The sequence below is a fragment of the Arthrobacter sp. genome (assembly GCF_031179985.1).
Taxonomy (GTDB): Bacteria; Actinomycetota; Actinomycetes; order Actinomycetales; family Micrococcaceae; genus Arthrobacter.
Genome location: NZ_JAPSHJ010000039.1, coordinates 1 through 20,014, shown reverse-complemented (window position 1 = coordinate 20,014; position 20,014 = coordinate 1). Strand labels below are relative to the sequence as shown.

Genomic DNA, 20,014 nt, shown 5'->3' with positions numbered 1-20,014 from the left:
TCAGCAGCCCGTCGTAACGGCAGCCGGTGAACGACAGGCCCGTGGCCGTTTATAGGGCGGGCAGGTTGTGGGAAAGACGCAGCACCATCAGCCAGGCTCTGGACGTCCGGCGACACCGATCCCCTAACCTCGGGCGCAAGTCATGTCACCCTCCCCCACACCCAGTATGAAGAAGCAGAACAACCACCGACAGCCGCTGAGGAGGAACATGGTGAATACCGCCCGGTGCTTGGTAGACGCCGTCGAGGGTGACAAACGGGTTGGCGACGATGATTCCCACGCGCCCATTCTGGAACAGGGCCAAATCGCTTTCCATAGCCAGCGGCCGTGACAAAATGGTGCCATGCTGCTCGACGAGCTCGTGAGGACCTCGGACGCCGTTGCGTCCACCCGCTCCCGGCTCGCCAAGGTCAACGAACTGGCAGGCCTGCTGCTCCGGCTCGACCCCGCGGACATCCCGACGGCGGTCGGCTTGCTCACCGCCAAGCCTCGCCAGGGCCGAGTGGGGATCGGCTGGAGCAGTATGAGGGCGGCCAGAGGCGAGCCCGCTCCTGGACCGAATCTCACCATCGCCCACCTCGACGTTGTGTTGGACCGGCTGCTGGGGGCCGCAGGCGCTGGCTCGACAGTGGAACGCGCCGCCACCCTTCGGACTCTGATGGCGCAAGCCACCGAACGAGAGCAGGCCTTCATCACCGGCGTGCTGCTCGGAGAACTTCGTACCGGTGCACTCGAAGGCGTACTGACGGATGCGGTTGCCCGCGCCGCGAGCCGGCCGGTCGAGGCCGTGCGGCGCGCAGCGATGCTGTCCGGCGACCTCGGCGGGACCGCCCTGCTGGCGATCACGGGCACCGCGGCCCAGCTTGATGCGGTCGGCCTCGTCGTCGGGCGTCCCGTGCAGCCCATGCTCGCCGCAACCGCGGGCAGTGCCGGCGAGGCGTTGGAGGCGACGGGGGAAGCGTCGGTGGAATACAAGCTCGACGGCGCACGCATCCAGGTGCACCGTGCCGGCGATGACGTGCGCATCTACACCCGCACCTTGGCCGAAGTGACCCATCGGCTGCCTGAGGTGGTGGAGGTCGTGCGCGGACTGCCCGTGCGCGATGTGATCCTCGACGGCGAGACCCTAGCCCTCGACGAGGACGGCGGGCCCCGGCCGTTCCAGGAGACCATGTCCCGGTTCGGGGCGAACGCGGCACGCACCACGCTGCTGCATCCGTGGTTTTTCGACGTGCTACACATCGACGGGCGCGACCTGCTCGACGAGCCGCTGTCCACACGCATCGGCGTGCTCGAGCGCATCGCCCCCGGTCACCGCATCCCGGGGAAAATCACTTCGGATGCGGTTGTTGCCGAGAGAGTATCGCGCGATGCGCTGGCCGCCGGCCATGAGGGTGTGGTCGTGAAGGCGGTGGACTCGGCCTACGCCGCCGGGCGGCGGGGTTCGAACTGGATCAAGGTGAAGCCGGTGCTCACCTATGACCTGGTGGTGCTCGCCTGCGAATGGGGGTCAGGACGGCGCACCGGGCTGCTGTCGAACCTGCACCTTGGAGCACTGGACCCTATCGGCGAGTTCGGCGAACCCGGCGGTTACGTGATGGTGGGCAAGACTTTCAAGGGCCTCACCGATGTGCTGTTGCAATGGCAGACTGAAAGGTTCCAGGAGTTGGAGGTGCGGCGCACGACGGGTACGGTGTGGACCGAGCCGGTCACCGTGGTGGAGATCGCCATCGACGGCGTCCAGCATTCTCCCCGCTATCCGGGTGGAATCGCCCTTCGGTTCGCACGCGTCAAGCGCTATCGTGACGACAAGACGGCAGCAGAGGCTGACACCATCCAGACGTTGCGTGCCCTACTCCGCACCTCACAGGGCAGAAGGGGCCCTGGTTGAGGATCCTTGCTTAGGACGTGGCTTTGATGGAGGGAAGCGGGTGAACAAGAACCGAGGACCAGGTACGGCGGCGGTGTTGTTCGGGGCCCGCTGATGCGGGTCCCGAACAGTCAGCATTCGAGGAAGTCAGCACCGCTGTCCTCGATCACGGGAAAAGCGGCGGAGGCCACGCGTTTGCGTATCCTCCGTCGCTCTTCTTTGTTGGTTTATTTACTGAAGCCCGCTGTCAGGCCGGCGACGAGTTGGCGGCGGCCGACGATGTAGACAAATACAAGTGGCAGTGCGGAGAGGACGACTGCGGCGAGGATCGCCGGGGTGTTGATGGTGAACTCTCCTTGGAACGCCCACAGCGAAAGTGGGAGCACGCGGTTTGACGCGCTCTGGGTCAGGATCAGTGGGAAGAGGAAGCTGTTCCAGACGTTGAGGGCGTTATACACGGCGATGGTGGCAATTGCCGGGCGGATCAGTGGAAACGCAAGGCGCCACATCATTGACCAGTCTGAGCAGCTATCGAGGCGCATGGATTCAAATAGCTCGTCCGGGACGTCGCGCAGGAAGTTGGCCAGGATGAGCACTGACACCGGAATCGCGAAGGCGATCGAGGGAAGAATCAGGGCCAGGAGCGTGTCGTACAGGTACAGGCGGGTGATGCCCCAGTAGATCGGGATGATGATTGCCTGCAACGGAATGGCCAGTCCAAGAAGGAACAAGAGAGGTGTCATCCAGGACCGGCAACTGATCGTCGACGGCCTGATCACCTCGGAGCAGGCGCGCAGCCACGTCCAAGCTGATGACACTGCCCTCGCCCCCGACGGCGGTCCTGGCACTGAACCTCGGTATCAGCACGGGTGTGCTGCTGGATCGTATCGATAGCCAGCGTCAGCTGGCTTATATTTCGCTCGATGAAACCGAATTATCCGCGGGACTGCATATCTCAGCGGTCGTCCGCGACCCCGAAGAGGTGGGCAGGCAGGCAGCCCTCCTCGCTATCTCGAGGGTCGCTGAACCGGAGCTGCGCTCGCGCACCGTGACCCTGCCCAGTCACCTCATCAAACGCGGATGAGGCGAAATCTCAGCAGAAGAGTTCATTAGGCCGGCAGATTCGAAAAGCCAGCGTTCGGCCCCGTCCCAACGTGACCGGCACCCTAGACCAGGAGCCCACCATGGCGGACGGGATGCCCGTCTTCTTGGCGAAGAACGCTTGCGCCGGGGCTGCTGGCGGAAAGGTCAATGCCTGCATCCGATCTGGGCAATGAACGAGCTCAGTGCGGCGTAGAAGTGCAACACTGCTGCCATACCGGCAGCTATGGGACAGTGGGACGCTATGGCGTGGTGGTCCCTGTTTCAGTGAAGGGGATGATGTGCTGCGCGTTGATTAGCTCGCAGCCGGGCCACCAGCGTGGAAGCAAACAGCGCCGTGATCAGCTCCAGGCCGATGACGGCCAGCAGGTTCCCGGGCCGGTCAGCCACCGATTCGAGATCCCCGTAGGTATTGTGATGCGCGTGGCCTCGCGCTGTACCGCTCACCAGAATCAGCCCATGGAGGGCAACCATGAAAAGAGCGCAGCCCATGACACGTTGAAGCGCGGCCACATGGCTGTCCTGCCAGATATGGACGGCGCAAGGCATGCAGACAGCCGCCAGGACCATCATCAACGCACCCAAGCAAGCGCCGTGCTCGTTCTGGAGGGCAAGCCACACGTGTACGCCACCGGAAGCTGCGACGACTCCCGCGCACAGCCGGGCATGGAGGACGGGCCCCCCGGTTCCGGCCCGTCCTGTCAATACCGCGGCGGAAGCCTCAGCCATGGCAGTGGCTGCCGGAGCCGCTGTCGTCACGGCAGCCACTGACCGAAGTTGAACCAGTGGCAGGAGGCACATCCAGGACCGGGCTGCGGTCGAAGAATCCTTCCGGACGGAGTTTGAAGCCCACTGTATCCACGGGCATGATGGGCCAGTCCTCCATCCGCGGGAAGTGGGTTAGGCCGAACGTGTGCCAGACTACGATGTCCTGGCCGTCGATGTCCCGGTCCTGGGCAATGTAGGCCGGGAGTCCTGCTCCCCCGGAGTGCTGGTTGACGAAGTCGCCGGTGGGGTAGCGCTCATCTTCAGCGAAGCGGGTGACCCAGAGGTCTTTGGTGGCAAACGCGGCGCGCCTAGCTATGGAGGAGTTGGGGTCGGCCAGGAGAGTCGGCTGGTTGTGGGAGTGGAGCTTGTAGCCCACCGGTTCGCCCAGCCGATTGCGGGATTCGGGGTTGGAGATGATCCAGGTCCGGCCTGCGCGGGCGTCAGCTTCACGGACAGCCTCCGACTCACGGGCCAGCAGGGTGCGCCTGCGGGAGAACGCGTTGCCCCGCTCGTTGCCCTGGCCCATTGCCTGGCGGACAACGTCCTCCTCCTCCACCCTGTTGGTGAATCCGTCGATTGCCATGTCCAGGCGGGCGCTGAACAGGTGCTGGTGGAACGGCGCTCCAAGGCCCGGGGCGAGCTGGGAGATGTTGTCCGATCCGCCTTCAGGGAACGCGCTGGTAAAGACGACGCCTGTCGCCTTGGCCTCGAATTCGATGGTTCCGTCAAGGTAGAGGTACCAGTAGAAGCCGTAGTCGTAGTTGCCGATGGTGGTGAAGAAGGAGATTACCAGCCGGCGGTTGCGGCGGGTGTAGTTGATGCCGGACCAGAGGTCGCTGTGCTTGGCCAGGATGCCCCAGTCCTCCTCATGCATGCAGATGCCGTTGCGGATCTCGCGGGGGTTGCCGAAGGCATCGCTGATGACCGGGCTGAGGTAGGTGATCTCGCCGAGGCAGTCACAGCCGAGTTCCAGCGAGTTCGCGTACTGGCCGACGAGGTACTCGCCCGTGTCGAAGTAGTTCTGCCAGGAGCGGACCGGCGAGGGGTCGCCGTAGGGCACCACCATCTCGGCGATGGAGGCACGGTTGATGATCGTGCGCTTCCTGCCCCCGTCCTGGAAGGCGATGTTATGCAGCACCACGCCCTCACGGACGTCGAAACCGACGTCCAGGCTCCACTTCTCCCAATCGAGGTGGTTCCCCCCGGTCACGGTGAAGCTCGGGCCCTCAGGCTGGGAGATGCTGATGGGTTTCAGGCTGGTACGCAGCGGTCCGGTCAGTTCCGGATCCGTGTAGTTGCCGTGCTCGGCAGGGACCGGCACAGGTCCAAGGTCTATGACCTGGGTGACTTCCTGGTTGACCACGTCCACGTAGGCGACGAGTCCATCCACCGGATGCGCCCAGGCGCTGTCCTCGGGAAACTCCTGAACGAACGCCAGGCCGCGGAGGATACGGCGGCCCTTTTCTTCGGTGTACTCGAAGACGCCTGCGGAGAGCGGAGCCACGCGGACTTTGCTGACGTCCAGGTCCCGCTCCGCCAGTGCCTTGAGCCAGCGCCCGTCAGTGGCAAGCAAGGCTTCGACCACCTCGAACTCCTCCTCAAGAACGGGAAGCTCGCCCGTCACTGCTGTGTCCAGTTCGACGGCGGAGATCACCTTCCGGGAACTTACCGAGACCGTCACGTCAACCGGCGCTCCCCCGGAGATGTCATGGATAAACACCCGGAACCGACGGTTTTCGCTTTCAGTTCCCGCGCCCGGGGCCGCACCCCTGGAAGGATCCAGGAGTCCGAGATAGGCGACGCGCTTCCTGGCTCCCAAGAGCCCTTCTTCACGAAGGATGCTCTGGACCCCGCTGATTTCTGTGTGCGTTGCCAGGCAGTATGGCGTAACGACATCTGTGAGTGAGGGCGGCATGTCGACCTTCTTGTCCGGGACCTTTGGGAGTCCATTTTTATTTTCTATACTTGTAGAGAATAACGGTACGTAAGATGTGTCACAAGAGCGTTTGGGGCAAAAAGATTCCGGGGAGCAACTGAGTGCCAAAGATTGTCGACCACGACGAGCGCCGGTTGGAGCTCGTGGATGCGACCTGGCGGATCATCGCCCGGCTGGGCATCGAGAGCGCCACAATGCGCCAGATTGCCATGGAGGCCGGCTTTGCCAATGGCGCGCTCAAGCCGTACTTCCCCACCAAGGACACGCTGCTGGAGTTCGCATTTGGCCACGTGTTCAACCGGACCAATCAGCGGATCGGGGCCATCACGGAGGGCAAGTCCGGGCTGGCTGCCCTCCGGGCCTTCTGCCTGGAGGTGCTCCCGCTGGACGAGGAGCGCGTCAACGAGGCCCGTATTGTCATCCCCTTCTGGCAGAAGGCAATCAACGACCCCCAGAAGGCCGGCATCCACAGGGAGTCCATGGAACAGTGGCTTGCCGCCATCCGGCGGTACCTGGCGGAGGCGCGGCAAGCAGGCGGCGTCAGCACCGCCGTCGCTGACGCGATCCTGGCGAACCAACTGTTGAACATGCTGCTCGGCGCCCAGGTCCTGGCAGCGCTGGCCTCTGAGGACAGGACGGATCTTGGCCTCGAGGACCAGCTCGAAGGATTTCTGGCCCTGCTATGACTCCATGAGCGGGAAACTCGGGCCGCCGGACCGTGCACCGGGCGACAGGAACCGGCTGCGCAAACCTCGAACTTATTTTCGCCAGCTGTTGAAAAAAGACTTGCCCGGCCGTAACCTGAATGAACTGTGTCGCAGGACACAACCCCAAGGGAACGTCAGATGGCCATCCGTCGTCAGGAACATCCATGCCAGTTTCTACAGTCCGGCCTGCGGTTCAACCTGCAACCCAAAGACTCACATCGAGCGTCGCTACGTCCTTTGAGCATTGGAAGCATCTGGTGGCCGAATCCTTCGTGCCGCTAGCCGCGCGGAGCGCGGACGTGGACGGTTTCCGCGGGCAGATGCGCTCACGGGTGCTGGACCGGATGTCCATCGTGGAAGTCACCGCCACATCCCATGAGGTACACCGCACTCCGGCCCTGATTGCTCAGGGCCAGGAGCGGTATTTCAAGCTCAACCTGCAGCTGGAGGGCACCGGGCTCCTGATCCAGGACAACCGCGAAGCCATCCTTCAGCCGGGCGATCTGGCAATCTACAACACCAACCGCCCGTACACCCTGACCTTCGAGGAACAGGCGCGGACGATGGTGGTGATCTTCCCCTGCGACGCACTCTCATTGCCCACAGACTACGTGTGCCAACTCGCCGCCGTAAGGATGGACGGCAGCACCGGCCTCAGCGGGATCGTGGGGCGGTTCCTCCGCCAACTGTCTGAAAACCTTGAGGTGCTGAGTGGCCCCAGTGGTTCCCGGCTGGCGGCCAACGCCCTGGATCTGGTGTCCACTATGCTGCACGAGGAAATGGACATTGCTCCGGACCGGATGAAACCGCAGGCGCTGCTGGGGGTGGCGGTTCGCGAATACATCAACGCTAACCTCTCTGATCCCCTGCTGTCACCGGCGAGCATAGCAGCGGCACACTTCATCTCCACCCGGCACCTGCACAACGTTTTTCAGGAGTCCGGAACCACTGTGGCAGGTTGGATCCGCAGCCAGCGACTGGAGGGCGCCCGCCGGGATTTGCGCGATCCGCTGCACGCGGGGAAGTCCGTGGGCACCGTCGCAGCACGCTGGGGCTTCCTGGACGCCGCGCACTTCAGCCGCACCTTCCGGGATGCTTTTAGCGTTTCCCCCAGCGACTGGCGGCGGGGCGCCTAGGACCGGCTCCCGCTGGCTAAGCCCGCGGCTGGCCTGCAGGATCTCAGCCCCAAACGAAGCTTTCCTGTCCGCGTTCCTTGTCCTGGCACGCGTGCTGACCCGGCGCGGAGTTCGCTCCGGGCCGGGTCAGTGCTACCCCGCTTACCGGATCTACCGCCGGCGTGGCTGGCCGCTAGCTGGGCACGTGGCTCAGGTCTGCAGCCTTGTGCCGGCGCTGAACCTGTGATTCCACCCATATCCCGGCCGCAAAGACCACAGGAACAACCACCAGAAGGGCGGCTGCAGTCTCGGCGCTGCCGCCAATCAGTGCCGTGAAGTTACTGATTACCAAGAACAGGATCCACCCCAGCAACAGGGCCGCGAGGGTGGGGGCGATCAGTGTCTGCCAAAGCTGGGCGTAGCCGCGTTCCCGGCGGAAGAAGCCGACGACGGCGACAGAGCAGAGCATGTACAACACCAGGAGTGCCGCTACGGCCAGTCCACTGAACCAGGAGAACAGGGTCAGGACGGGATCCAGCGCCAGGATGGCGAACGGCGTCACCAGGACGACGGCGGCGGCGCTCTGGATCCAGGCAGCCGCGGCCGGCGCATGATGCCGGTTTGTCCGGGCCACGATGACGGGCATGGAACCGCGCAGGGCAAGGGAGTGCAGGTAGCGGTTAATGCCGTTATGGAACGCGATGATGCCCGCGAGCAGCGAAGTGACCAGTAGGACGCCGGTGACGACACCGGCCCAAGGGCCGAAAAGCTCCACTATAGGTCCCAGGACGAAGGAGGTGGCGTCGCCTGATTCGAGGGCCGCCCCGGCCGCGTCCATGACGTTGGACGGGCCGTAGTAGCTGACCAGCATCCAGGAGGTGAAGGAGAAGAAAACGGTGATGACCCCTACAGACAGGTAGGTGGCCCGCGCCACGGTGCGGTGCGGATCCTTGGCCTCGGCCGAATAGATGGCCGTGGACTCGAAGCCAAACATGGAGGCGACGGCGAACATGATGGCCACGCCGGGGGCACCGGTGGCGATGACGTCCGGCGAGAAGGATGCTGCTGCACTGATGGCTTCGGGCCCGCCGCCGCTGAAGAGCACGGTGAAGCCCAACAGCAGCAGCACCGCCACTTCAAGTCCTACCAGCACGGCCAGTACCCGGGCGCCGAGTTCGATGTTCAGGGAGCCGAGCACCTGTACGCCGGCCATCGTAGTCAGTGCCAGGAGCCACCAGGGCACGTCCAGCCCCATCGAGGCGAGCAGACCGGAGAACACTGCCCCGTACAGGCCGTACATGGCAGCTTGGACGGTGTTGTAGGCCAGCAGCGCCAGCCAGGCCGCCCCTGTGCCGGTCTTCCGGCCGAACGCAGCGGTTATATAGGCGTAAAAGGCGCCGTTGGCCTGGATCTTGCGACTCATGGCCACGAAGCCCACCGCAAAGATGACGATGACAATGCCGACGATCAGGTAGGCGCCGGGAGCGCCGGCACCGTTGCCGAGCGCTGCGGCGAGCGGCAATGCGCCTACAATACCCGTCAGCGGCGCCTGGGCGGACAGGACAAAGAAGAGAATGCCCAGGACGCCGATACTCCCGGAGCGGAGGGCTGTGGAATGCTCCCTGGCCGGAGCGTCGGTGGTCCGGGACTCGGAATTTGAAATACTCATTGGATCCTTCTTAAAGATCATGGCTGGCGGGGAAATACTGTGAAATCCAGCTTGGCAGCAGGCGGCCCAGCGGCTTTGTCCGCCAGCGATCAGTTCTTGTACGTCAGCGCAGTTCCGTGCGGACCTGCAGAAGCGATGCCGCTTCCAGCGCCGTTTCCATGCCGCTCTCGATGGCGCCGTCGATGAACCCGCCCCAACCGTGGGCGATGTCGGAGCCGGCAAACAGGACGTTGCCGTGTGCAGCCTGCAGGGCGGGCAGGTGCGTGGACAGGAAACCGGTGCGGTGCATCGGCCAGGTTTCGCCAGCGAAGGGGTCGGCCACCCAGTTGTGCGTGGACACTTCCACCACTTGCACGTCCGGCACCAGTCGGCCAAGCTGCGCTTGGACAGCTGCCGGGTCCGCAGCGTCAATTTTCGAAGCGTCGGGACCGAAGCCGACGGCGATCGTGTCGCCGTCGAGCGTGTACTCCACCTGGAAGAAGTTCAGCGGCCAGTCCGCTTTTCCCAGCGCCGCAAAGGGGGCATGTTCGCCCCGAAGCCGGATCCAGACCTTGATGCCTTTGGAGACCTGCCCGAGCTGCACTCCTTCAGTCTTGGCGGGAGGGAGCGGCGGCTCGAAGGCGACGCGGGGAAGGGCGTGGAGCGGAACGGTGACGATGGCAGCCGCGGCGCTGATGGTCCGCCCGTCCGAGCCCAGGACGGTGACGGTACGGGCATCGTCCGAAATTGCTGCCACGGTGAAACCGAAGTCAATACTGGCTCCGCAGTCCCTGAAGATGGCCTTCGCGAGAGCAGACGTGCCGCCCTCGATCTTATAGGTGGCGCAGGCCTCGAAATTTATCGCCCAGTCGCCGTTGGTCAGGGCTACCCAGCGGAGGGCCTGCGTCAGGGCGGCGTTCTCCAGTGGACCGTTGAAGTTCAGCGCCCAAAAGGACTCAAGGATGTCCCGCGTTGATCCGGCCGGGAACTGCTCCCGGATGCGGTCCTGGACAGAAACACTGTCGATTTCCTTGAAGGCATCCAGGGCCAGTGGCCGGAAGGGCTCGGGGAAGTACGTCCGGGAGTCTTTGACGAACTCGTCGTTGTACCTGCCGATCAGCTGCAGCAATGCGCCGGGAGCACCCTCCTGGCGGCCGCCGTCGGCCCACCAGAAGGCACGTTGGGGCTCCGGGCTGGAGACAGTGCCGAGGCCATAGCGCTTCAGCTCTGCCCAGACAAACGGCTGTGTCCAGTGGACCCACGCCCCGCCGATTTCCAGGTCACGGCCAAGACGGTGGTCCAGCCAGGTCCTTCCCCCGATGCGGGCCCTGGCTTCGAGGATGTGCACCGAGAACCCCTGCCGGGTGAGTTCACGCGCAGCCGTAAGGCCTGCAAATCCGGCCCCCACCACGATCACATCAGGACTTTCCTGTTCCAAGGCCTGTCTTTCCATAATCATGGCCCCTAGGAGTAGACGAAGAATTCGACGGTTGGTGCCAGCACGCTCCAGCGGGTTCGGGCTCCCTTGTTAAAGGAGGCCGAGCTTCCCGCGGTCACTTCGTAGACGTCGCCTCCGTCCACCTCGATTCGGAGGTGGCCTTCGATGATGTGGATGGTCTCGTCGGCTTCCATGACCAAGTCAAAGGGCTCGGGCGCTTCCGTTGGATTGACGTGCCAGTAGCCGCAGGCGAGTCTAGGCCGGTCGCCTTCGCCAAAGCGGCGGATCCACTGGATCTGGCCTAGTTCGAAAGACTCATTCTTGGCGGGGTCGAGAAATGAAGACGTGCTGAAAGCAGGGGTGGTGGTCATATGGGGCTCCATGGGAACGGGCGCAATGCGCCGGAAGAGGGCTGATTCCTGAGGTTCGCCTGTGATCGACATCATCTGAGGTGGAAGCAATCTAAGCAATTGCTTAGTTTTAAGTCAATAGCCCGGACTGCTATTTGCCGCGCTCGCTAGAATCATCGTCATGACCGCTTCCGCCACGTCCGCGCCCTCCTCGAAGTACGGCAAAGGCCGGGAGGCGCTGCTCCGCGCTGTGGTGGATGTGGTGGCGCATAAGGGCCTGCGGGGGCTGACCTATCGGGCTGTTGCAGAGGCCGCGGGAGTCAACAACACGCTGGTGGCACATCACTTTGGATCGCGTGATGCCCTGATAGCCGCTGCCCTGCAATGGGCCTCCGAACAGTCAATCGCCGCCTCCCGGCTGCGTGAAGCAGCACAACAGAAAACCGGTTTCACCGAAGCACTGATGGACCTGCTGCTCACGGATCCCGAACTGCAGGTCTTCCAGTACGAGATGATCCTCGAGGCGCGGCGCCGCCCGGAGTTGACCGGACCTGTGGCGGAGCTCTACGAAAGTTATGTCCGTGCCCTGTCCGAGGGGCTGGAGGCTTTTGGGGTAACCGCAAATGTCCGAGTGGTTGCCCGCTCGCTGTTCGCTGCAATGGACGGGCTGGTGCTGCAGTACCTGGCTGGCGTTTCGCGCGAGGAAATCGCTGCAGCCCTGGAAGAGGTGCACCAGATGGTCACAATTAGGCGCGACGGCGGACCCGCTTCCGGCAGCTCGCACGAATAAGGCCTGGGAGGAGAGCCAAAGATCCCCACTCCATGCCATGTGCGGGGTGACGGGTTGTTGCGGGGAAGGTCATGAACGGGGAGGCTTCCGTTCCAACACCAGCCCCCATCCTGTTCTCTCCGCGTCAACGGTCCTGCGCGAAAAGACAAGTCTCCCAGCCTGCAAGTGACCGAGACTGGGAAGCAACCCGCTAAGCCATCCGGCTGGCGCGCTTGCCTACTCGAAGTGGAGTAACTCTTGGAAACGTATGATGCGCTTCTTGCGTCCATTACCCCCACGTCCGGCCCCACACGGACCATCCTGGACCCGGCAACGGGTGAAGCGGTGGGCGAGGCTCCCGTCCACACCGTTGAGGACCTCGAACATGCGGTCAAGGCAGCGCAGGAGGCCCAGCCGGCATGGGCCGCGCTGGGCCACGAAGGCCGGTCCGCCGCGATCCTTAAGGCCACCGAAGCCGTCGAACGCTCCGCCGAGGAACTCGCCCAACTGCTCTCCCGCGAACAGGGCAAACCCCTCAACGGCCCGAACGCCCGCTTCGAAACCGGCGCCTGCGCCGCCTGGCTCCGCGCGGCCGCCACCACGCCCCTTGAACCAGAGACGATAGTGGATGACGGCGGTACCCGCGCCGAAGTGCACTACCGGCCCATCGGCGTCGTCGGCGCGATCGGTCCCTGGAACTGGCCCATGATGATCACCGTCTGGCAGATCGCGCCGGCCCTGCGGATGGGCAACGCCGTCGTCGTCAAACCCTCCGAGCACACCCCGCTGTCCGTCCTGGCACTGATAAGGGTCATCAACGAAGAACTGCCCGAAGGCCTGGTCTCAGTCGTCTCCGGCGGCCGCGGTGTCGGAGCCCGCCTCGCCGAACACCCGGCCATCGGCAAAATCACGTTCACCGGCTCCACCGCGACCGGCAAAGCCATCATCAAATCCTCCGCCGACACCGTCAAACGCCTCACCCTGGAACTCGGCGGCAACGACGCCGGCATCGTCCTGCCCGACGCGGACCCCAAAGCCATCGCCCAGGACCTGTTCTGGGGTGCCTTCATAAACACCGGCCAGACCTGCGCGGCCCTCAAGCGCCTCTATGTTCACGAGGACATTTACGACGCCGTCTGCCAGGAACTCACGGCCGTCGCCGCTGCGATGCCCATGGGGAACGGGCTGGACGAGAACAACGTCCTGGGCCCGCTGCAGAACAAGTCCCAATACGACATCGTGGCAAACCTCGTGGACGCAGCCCGTAACAGCGGCGCTCGGATCCTGCTGGGCGGTAACCCGGACACCGACCAACCCGGCTACTTCTACCCAGCCACCCTCGTGGCGGACATCGACAACGACAACCCGCTCGTCACCGAGGAACAGTTCGGCCCCGCCCTGCCCATCATCAAGTACAGCACTGTGGACCAGGCAGTCGCCATGGCCAACGGGCTCGACGTCGGACTCGGTGCCTCCGTCTGGTCTTCCGACCTCCCCGCCGCCAGGGAGGTAGCTGCCCGCATTCAGGCTGGCACGGTCTGGATTAACAAACACGGCGTGGTGGACCCCCGCATCCCGTTTGGCGGAGCCAAGCAGTCCGGCTACGGGCTTGAATTCGGCGTCGAAGGCCTCAAAGCCCTCGGCGTACCCCAAGTCATCAACGGCTAGGCCTTCCATAAAGAGGGGCACTGCACGCTGCGACGTGCAGTGCCCCTATCTCTTTCTTGTAGAGCTAGGAGAGAGGAGCAAGCGAACCGGACCAGGTGCTAAAAACAGACTTAAGTGTGGACAATGTCCACACCACCTTTGGCCGGACAAATGGCCCTGACCGACCCCGCGCACCCAGGCGACCGCGAGCAGCTAGTCAGGAAAAAACTTAAGAAAAAGTTACCCCAAGTCATGTCCTCAAGGCCGTCACGGACCATGAACAGGTAAGCGGGCAACCAAGCCGCCACAACCCAAGAAAGGAACCACATAGCCCGAGTACACAGCAGGCGGAGGGCCCACAAGCCAGGACCCTGAACCCGCCACCCACATACCTGAACAGGCCAGCGCGGCGGCCAGGCCACAGTTCGCACACCAGCGTCAGAGGGACGCCACCACAAGCTTTGTACACACGTTAAAGCAAAAATCCCCTCAGACGGGGGGATCTGCTGTGCCCGAGGTGGGACTCGAACCGCCTTCCAGCCCCTGCAAACATAGGGAACTCCCGAAAACATACCGAATCCGAGCCAGTCCGGCACGAGTACGACCCAGTCCGAAGCGAGAAGTGTGGACATTGTCCACACTTCCTTTTTGCCGAGTTGCTACATCCATTCGACTGCCGCACCCCTCCGGAGGCACAGCAGTTTCATGCCGGCCCCATGCAGTTTCAATCGGGGATTACCTGGCGCACAGACCTGCGCTGGATCGTTGCCGAGATCAGTCGCTGTCGGTGCCAGATGGATGGCGCGGCATAAGCGAGAACTCGCAGGGCACGATGGCGGTGGTCTCACCTCTCACACGCATTCATGTCCGGAAGCCTGGGCAATGGCAGTCCAGCCGTCAGGTAAATCAGCGAGGAGATGCTTCACGCTGCTGCTTGACGTTCTGATGATCCATCATCGCTGGGCGGGCCCTCTGCGCAACCAGGGCGCTCCCGCGCCGGCCCCGATCAAAAACTTCGCTCGGCGCTCCTCCGTCGCATATTTCCTCACGAACTTTTAATTCGGACCCGGTCCCCCAAGTTGCACTCCGGCCCCTCACGCCCAGCGGCTGGTCCCCTATCCGAACGACGCCCAAATCCAACGCCCGCCAACAATTCCAAGCGGGATCGAAGAGCGCACCAGGACATATCGTCGATTATCCGCGCTTTTGGAAACGGATGAGGGAGTCGCCTAGAACATGCAAGCCAGCTGGAACGAATGTGAGCTTTCTCCGCTAGCCTTGCGGTGTTTTTGTGAAGTGATGCGCCCAGCCCTTGCCGAGCTGGAGGATGGCATAGATTGCTGCCTCCTCACGATCCATCTGAGAAGGCTCCCACCGAACAAGGTGCCGTTCGCGTTCAAGTCTTCGGCTTCACCCACTTTCGAGTGCGGAAAGTTATATCTGAGGGTTCCATGGTGAGACCTTACTTCTGAGGCGGACCTGACTTGGTTTTATGTCGTCTGACAGAACGTGCGCTGTTTAGGGGCTGGCCCATCGGGCGGCCTGTCGGGATTTGGCTCTCTGCACGTTTCTGCTTGGGCTGCAGTTCCATCGGCCACTCAGGGAGGCCCTAAGAGACCGAAGGTTCCAGGACAGCGTGGTGAGCCATCGCTTGCCCAGGCTCATCACGTGGGTGACAATGCTGTGGGAGCCAGCTCTGGGTGTTGTCCCCTCGAAGTGGAGGCAGAACGACTGATGACCTTGCGCACCGGCTATGCCTGAGCTCCGGTAGTGGATGTGGGCGCGCCGAGGTTGCGGTACTTGTCGAGCCGCTGCGGCAGTAGCTCGCCGATGCCGGCTGAGGCCAGGGTGGCAAGTTCGTACTCGATGGCCTGGCCCAGCCGCTGGCAGAAGGCCTTGGCCTCCAGTGCTGCGTCGCCGCGCTCGTCAATGACGTGCTGGACAAGCCCGTTGGCGAAAAGGGATGCAACGTTGACGCCCTGGGCTTCGGACATGGCCGGTGCGAAGTCGGTGTTCCGGTGAACGATGGCGCTGGCGCCTTCGGGCGGGAGCGGAGACAGCCACGCGTGCTGGGCCGCGATGGTCCGGTCTGCCGGCAGCAGGGCCAGCGCACCGCCGCCTGCGCCCTGGCCGAGCAGCACGGAAACTGTGGGCGAGCTGAGCCCGATCAGATCGTGGAGGGACCTCGCGATTTCGCCCGCAAGGCCGCCTTCCTCGGCTTCCTTGGACAGCGCAGCGCCAGCGGTGTCGATGACTGTCAGCAGCGGCAGGCCGAGTTCCTCAGCCAGCCGCATGCCACGGCGTGCCTCGCGAAGCGACGCGGGACCCATCGCTGTCTGCTGCGAGGGCCGGGGCCGGGTGTGGCCGATCACCACGCAGGACTTCTGGCCGAAGCGGGCCAGTGCCAGAAGCAGGCCCGGGTCTTTCTCGCCCTGTCCTGTCCCGTTGAGTGGAAGCACATCCCGGGCCCCGTGCGCCAGCAACTGGCGCAAGTCCGGGCGCCGCGGATTGCGGGAGATTTCAATCGACGCCCAAGCGCCGGCCTCCGACGGTTTCACAGACAGCGTCCGAGGCGGAGCGACCTGCGGATCCGGGCCGGTGACCAGAATGCTCAAGGCCCGGTCAATGACGTCGGACAGCTGCCAGGGCGGGACAACGGCATCCACGAGCCCCTTGTCGAAGAGGTTCTCTGCCACTTGGACATTCTCTGGGAAGGGGATGCCGTAGAGCGCCTCGTAGACCCTGGGTCCCAGGAATCCCAGCAGGGCGCCAGGTTCAGCCACGGTGATGTGCCCGAGTGATCCCCAGGATGCCATCACGCCGCCAGTAGTGGGATGGCGGAGGTAGACGAGGTAGGGCAGCCCAGCGTGCCGGTGTGCCCGCACGGCCGCGCTGATTTTGATCATGGACAGGAAGGCGATGGTGCCTTCCTGCATACGTGTGCCGCCGGAGGCAGGTCCAGCCAGCAGCGGAAGCCCTTCCTGCGTTGCCCGTTCGACGGCGTTTACGATCCGTTCCGCGGCCGCGAGCCCAATGGAGCCGGCGAGGAAACGGAACTCGCTGGCGATGACGGCCACCCGGCGGCCGCGGATGAGGCCCTCACCGGTCAGGACGGATTCATCCACCCCGGTTTTAGCCCGGGCCGCCGCCAGGTCCTGCCGGTATTCGGGACCCGGCTCAGGGTCCACCACCGGGCCGTCCCAGCTCCGGTAGGAGCCGGGATCCAGCACCGCAGCGATGAGCTCAGTGGCGTCCAGGTGACGGACCTTTTGTTGTGTCAGCATCCTCAGCGGCCTTCCTCATCCTGGCCTGTTCCGGCGGCTGCGCGCCCGGCGCGTCCGGTGCCGGCTCCGGAGACCAGGCCAAGCCACTGCCGGATCTGCTCCCCGTCCTGGTCCAGCAGCGGCGGGGCAGTATGCTTCTTGAGCGTCGTTTCGGCAGTGTCCGCGGCGCTGAAAAACCGCAGCGGTGGGCCGGGCAGGCTCACATTGCCGAGGATCTTGTGGTCGACGTCGATCACGAGTCCCTGTGAGTGGACCTGGTCCCAGGCATACACTTCGTCCAGCGTCCGGACCTTGCCCGCCGGAATGCCAACCTGGTTGAGCTTGTCCAGCAGGGGTTCGGCTTCAAAGTCGGAGAACACCCGCTCCACCTCTTCAATGACTTTCTCCCGGTTGCGCACCCTGTCCGCGTTGCTGGCGAACTCAGGCCGGGCGGCGTTGATCCCGAATGCCCCGGCGAACGTGGCCCACAGTTTTTCGCTGCCCACACTGATCTGCACCAAGCCCTGCCGACAGTGGAACAGGCCATAGGGGGCGATGGAGGGGTGGTGGTTGCCCTGGGCTTTCGGGACCTCGCCGGCGACCGTCGCCCGGGTGCCCTGGAAGGCGTGGACCCCGATGAGTGCGGCGAGCAAGGACGTGCGGACGATCTGCCCCTGGCCTGTGCGTTCGCGCTGCAGCAGCGCAGCGAGTGTGCCGAACGCCCCGTACATGCCGGAGAGCAGGTCTGCCATGGGCACTCCGACCCTCTGCGGATCCTCGGGCCCGGATCCGGTCAGGGACATCAGGCCGGCCTCGCCCTGAAGGATCTGGTCGTAGCCGCTGCGCCGTGACTCGGGGCCGTCGTGCCCGAAACCGGTTATGGACAGGACCACCAGCGACGGGTTCAGCGCGTGCATGTCCGTAGCTGAAAATCCGAGCCGGTCCAGGACTCCGGGCCGGAAGTTCTCGATCACCACGTCCGCCCGTTCCAACAGCTCCCGCAGGACCGCGCGGCCGTCATCACTCTTCAGGTCCAAGGCGATGGATTCCTTGTTGCGGTTGCAGGACAGGAAGTATGTGGCCTGGAGATCATCCTCTGGACCCACGAACGGCGGCCCCCAGCCGCGCGTATCGTCGCCGGTGTCCGGGCTCTCGACTTTGATGACGCGCGCCCCGAGATCGGCCAGCATCATGCCGGCATGCGGCCCGGCGAGGGCCCGACTCAGGTCCACCACGAGGTAGCCCGACAGTGGGCCTTCGGTGCGGAGGGTGGATTCTGCGCTCATACGGATCTTCCTTCTGTTGCTTGGTTTGCATGCTGCGCATGCGATGGCCGCTGTTCGTTGCCCTGTTTTGTCACCAGCGTTCAGCCGGCGACGGCCGTCGAGACGGTCTGCCCGGTGCCGAGGGCATAGGCCGGGAGCGAACTGGTCGCTGCGATGGTCATTGCGTTGTCCTTGTTTAGTTCCGGGCAGAGTCCGGTCGTAAGATGCGGGCATTCACTTGTCGAGGACGTGGTGGTGGGGCTTCCTTTGCTGATCGCTCGATTTGTCCATTCCACGCGGGTTCTTTCAATGGGTGGTGGTCATCTCCAAAGACCGGGCATCAGGGCGACGCGCCCCGGCACCGTTCCTCTGCTCGAATGCGTAGGCGATCTGCAAAAGAGCCTTTTCTGCCCGGGGCGGTGCGATGATCTGTAGCCCGATGGGCAGTCCGGCGGGTGTGAAGGCGGCAGGCACCGATATGGCGGGGCAGCCGGTTACCGAGATTATGGAGGGCAGTCTCATCCATTCCAGATAGTTGTCCATGACGTGACCATTGATTTCCTGCGGGTAGGGAAGTTCAGCGTCGAATGGTGCTACCTGGCTAACCGGGGTGATGAGGAAGTCATACTGTTGGAAAAACAGGCGCATGGTGTGGTGAAGCGTTGTCTGCGCTATTTCAGCTTTTCCTATGTCATTCCCGGTGAGACGCCGCCCCTGCTCAATGTTCCATACTGCATCGCTCTTGAACTGACCCGGGTTCCGATCCAGCAGGGGCCCTAGAGTGTACTCGAGCTGCCACGCCCGCAGCGTATTGAATACTGAGTCGGCACCTGCAAGGTCCGGGGCTGCTTCTTCCAGATGGCAGCCCAGATCCGTGAAGGCTTGAAGTGCGGGACGCAGCGAGCCGAGCACCTCGGGTGCGACGGGGACAGAGCCGGTCAGGTCTGCCGACCATGCAATGCGTGCGCCGTGCTGATCTGTGGTGAGAGGACCGGCGAAGGCCTGCCCCGGGGTTTCCAGAGACATTGGACTCCTGGGGTCCGGTCCGGCGAGCACGGAAAGCAACAACGCAGTGTCCTGTACTGTGCGGGCCATGGGGCCTTTGACGGACAGCCGCCCCCATGCCGCGCTCTCGGGCCATGAGGGTACACGGCCGGGTGTGGGCCGCAATCCGACCACGTTGCAGAAGGAGGCTGGGTTGCGTAAAGAACCACCTGTGTCGCTGCCGTCCGCGATGGGGATCATGCCCGCTGCGAGGCTTGCGGCGGCACCTCCACTGCTTCCGCCAGCGCTCTTCGCCAGGTCGTAGGGGTTGCGGGTGAGCCCGTAGACGTCGTTGTACGTGTGGGACCCTAACCCGAATTCGGGCACGTTCGTTTTTCCCAGCGTGAGCGCCCCGGCTTTCTTCATGCGTTCGACGACGATGTGGTCAACGGCGGGCACGTCCGTGGCGAAGAGTTTTGAACCGCGGGTGGTGCGGATCCCCTTTGTGGGCAGGATGTCTTTATGTGCGGTAGGTAGCCCGTATAAGGGTCCCTTGTCGGTGGTCCTGCTCCACTGTCGATCGAGCTGCACGGCCTGGTCCATGGCCTGATCCAGGTCCATGGCGACGAGGGCGTTGACCTTCGGATTGGTATGTTCGATGCGGTCGATGTGGGCCGCCAGGACTTCGGTGACGGATAAGGTCCCGTTGCGCATGGAAGTGGTGAGGTCAATGGCTGTCATGAATGGAATGTCGGACATGTCTGCCCTTTCGGTGATCTCGGTCAGTTTGAGCCGGAGAGGACTTGAACGACTTGGTTTACGCAAAGGCTGCCAAACAACGCGAGCCCAAGCCCGAGGGCACAGTTGCTGAGGATGCCGTTGCGGAAACCCCGGTTGAGGCTGCGACGGTTGAGCAGCACGAGCAGGCTGCCACAAAGAACAGGCAGGATGAACGCTGACAGGGTCGCATAGATCACCACGAGGGTCACGGGGCGCCCGACGAATTGGAAGGCGATGGCGCTCAGGACGCAGTAGAGGATCACCGAGCGGAATACGGGGGTAGAACTGGACATGTGGGCGTCAGCATCCTCGTCGGGAACCTTCCGCAGAACACGGATGGCATCGGCAATGAGGTAGCCCATGGCGCTGAAGC

The 20,014-nt window shown here is 63.7% G+C and carries 15 protein-coding genes and 3 pseudogenes; 6 read left to right on the top strand and 12 right to left on the bottom strand.

The window, feature by feature from the left end:
* The first annotated feature begins 343 nt into the window (after positions 1-343).
* Entirely contained in the window at positions 344-1,891 is a 1,548-nt protein-coding gene (locus tag RIN13_RS15610; protein ID WP_309108250.1) for an ATP-dependent DNA ligase, read from the top strand.
* Positions 1,892-2,097: 206 nt separating this feature from the next.
* On the opposite strand, the pseudogene RIN13_RS15605 reads toward RIN13_RS15610, so the two are convergent.
* Positions 2,098-2,601: pseudogene (locus RIN13_RS15605) on the bottom strand (carbohydrate ABC transporter permease); the annotation flags it as partial.
* 80 nt (positions 2,602-2,681) lie between these two features.
* On the opposite strand from RIN13_RS15605, the gene RIN13_RS15600 reads away from it, so the two are divergent.
* Positions 2,682-2,954 carry a hypothetical protein gene (locus tag RIN13_RS15600; protein WP_309108249.1) on the top strand — a complete coding sequence of 91 codons (273 nt, stop codon included), beginning with the start codon at positions 2,682-2,684 and terminating at the stop codon, positions 2,952-2,954.
* 281 nt (positions 2,955-3,235) lie between these two features.
* Here RIN13_RS15600 and RIN13_RS15595 read toward each other — a convergent pair whose 3' ends face one another.
* Both RIN13_RS15595 and RIN13_RS15590 read right to left on the bottom strand, forming a co-directional pair.
* A complete protein-coding gene (locus RIN13_RS15595; RefSeq protein ID WP_309108248.1) occupies positions 3,236-3,739 on the bottom strand; it encodes a hypothetical protein in 504 nt (167 codons plus the stop codon).
* A complete protein-coding gene (locus RIN13_RS15590) occupies positions 3,693-5,654 on the bottom strand; it encodes a primary-amine oxidase (protein WP_309108247.1) in 1,962 nt (653 codons plus the stop codon). Before RIN13_RS15590 ends, RIN13_RS15595 begins: the two co-directional genes overlap by 47 nt.
* 122 nt (positions 5,655-5,776) lie before the next feature.
* Here RIN13_RS15590 and RIN13_RS15585 point away from each other — a divergent pair, with 122 nt between their 5' ends.
* Positions 5,777-6,361, top strand: a complete 585-nt coding sequence (locus RIN13_RS15585; RefSeq protein ID WP_309108246.1) for a TetR/AcrR family transcriptional regulator — start codon at positions 5,777-5,779, stop codon at positions 6,359-6,361.
* Between the two features lie 185 nt (positions 6,362-6,546).
* A complete protein-coding gene (locus RIN13_RS15580; protein ID WP_309108245.1) occupies positions 6,547-7,518 on the top strand; it encodes a helix-turn-helix domain-containing protein in 972 nt (323 codons plus the stop codon).
* 172 nt (positions 7,519-7,690) lie between these two features.
* Here RIN13_RS15580 and RIN13_RS15575 read toward each other — a convergent pair whose 3' ends face one another.
* The 3 genes from RIN13_RS15575 to RIN13_RS15565 all read right to left on the bottom strand — a co-directional run bounded on the left by RIN13_RS15575 (position 7,691) and on the right by RIN13_RS15565 (position 10,954).
* Positions 7,691-9,166, bottom strand: coding sequence for an APC family permease (locus RIN13_RS15575; RefSeq protein WP_309108244.1), 1,476 nt, complete (start codon positions 9,164-9,166; stop codon positions 7,691-7,693).
* Positions 9,167-9,269: 103 nt separating this feature from the next.
* Positions 9,270-10,604, bottom strand: a complete 1,335-nt coding sequence (locus RIN13_RS15570) for an NAD(P)/FAD-dependent oxidoreductase (RefSeq protein ID WP_309108243.1) — start codon at positions 10,602-10,604, stop codon at positions 9,270-9,272.
* Positions 10,605-10,609: 5 nt separating this feature from the next.
* Positions 10,610-10,954, bottom strand: coding sequence for a cupin domain-containing protein (locus RIN13_RS15565; RefSeq protein ID WP_309108242.1), 345 nt, complete (start codon positions 10,952-10,954; stop codon positions 10,610-10,612).
* Between the two features lie 160 nt (positions 10,955-11,114).
* Between RIN13_RS15565 and RIN13_RS15560 the strand changes: the two genes are divergently transcribed.
* Entirely contained in the window at positions 11,115-11,723 is a 609-nt protein-coding gene (locus RIN13_RS15560; RefSeq protein WP_309108241.1) for a TetR family transcriptional regulator, read from the top strand.
* A 237-nt stretch (positions 11,724-11,960) separates the two neighbouring features.
* Positions 11,961-13,370: an aldehyde dehydrogenase family protein gene (locus RIN13_RS15555; RefSeq protein ID WP_309108240.1), complete on the top strand. Its 1,410-nt coding sequence runs from the start codon at positions 11,961-11,963 to the stop codon at positions 13,368-13,370.
* Between the two features lie 1,293 nt (positions 13,371-14,663).
* On the opposite strand, the pseudogene RIN13_RS15550 reads toward RIN13_RS15555, so the two are convergent.
* The 6 genes and pseudogenes from RIN13_RS15550 to RIN13_RS15525 form a co-directional block, all read right to left on the bottom strand.
* A pseudogene (locus tag RIN13_RS15550) lies at positions 14,664-14,802 on the bottom strand (acyl-CoA thioesterase); the annotation flags it as partial.
* Between the two features lie 298 nt (positions 14,803-15,100).
* Complete coding sequence (locus RIN13_RS15545) at positions 15,101-16,633, bottom strand: carboxyl transferase domain-containing protein (protein WP_309108239.1); 1,533 nt, start codon at positions 16,631-16,633, stop codon at positions 15,101-15,103.
* Between the two features lie 2 nt (positions 16,634-16,635).
* Complete coding sequence (locus RIN13_RS15540) at positions 16,636-17,898, bottom strand: CoA transferase (protein WP_309108238.1); 1,263 nt, start codon at positions 17,896-17,898, stop codon at positions 16,636-16,638.
* A gap of 80 nt (positions 17,899-17,978) precedes the next feature.
* Positions 17,979-18,173, bottom strand: coding sequence for a hypothetical protein (locus RIN13_RS15535; protein ID WP_309108237.1), 195 nt, complete (start codon positions 18,171-18,173; stop codon positions 17,979-17,981).
* A gap of 10 nt (positions 18,174-18,183) precedes the next feature.
* The gene (locus RIN13_RS15530; protein WP_309108236.1) at positions 18,184-19,620 is read right to left on the bottom strand and encodes an amidase; all 1,437 of its coding nucleotides are present in this window, start codon (positions 19,618-19,620) and stop codon (positions 18,184-18,186) included.
* 23 nt (positions 19,621-19,643) lie between these two features.
* Positions 19,644-20,014: pseudogene (locus tag RIN13_RS15525) on the bottom strand (divalent metal cation transporter); the annotation flags it as partial.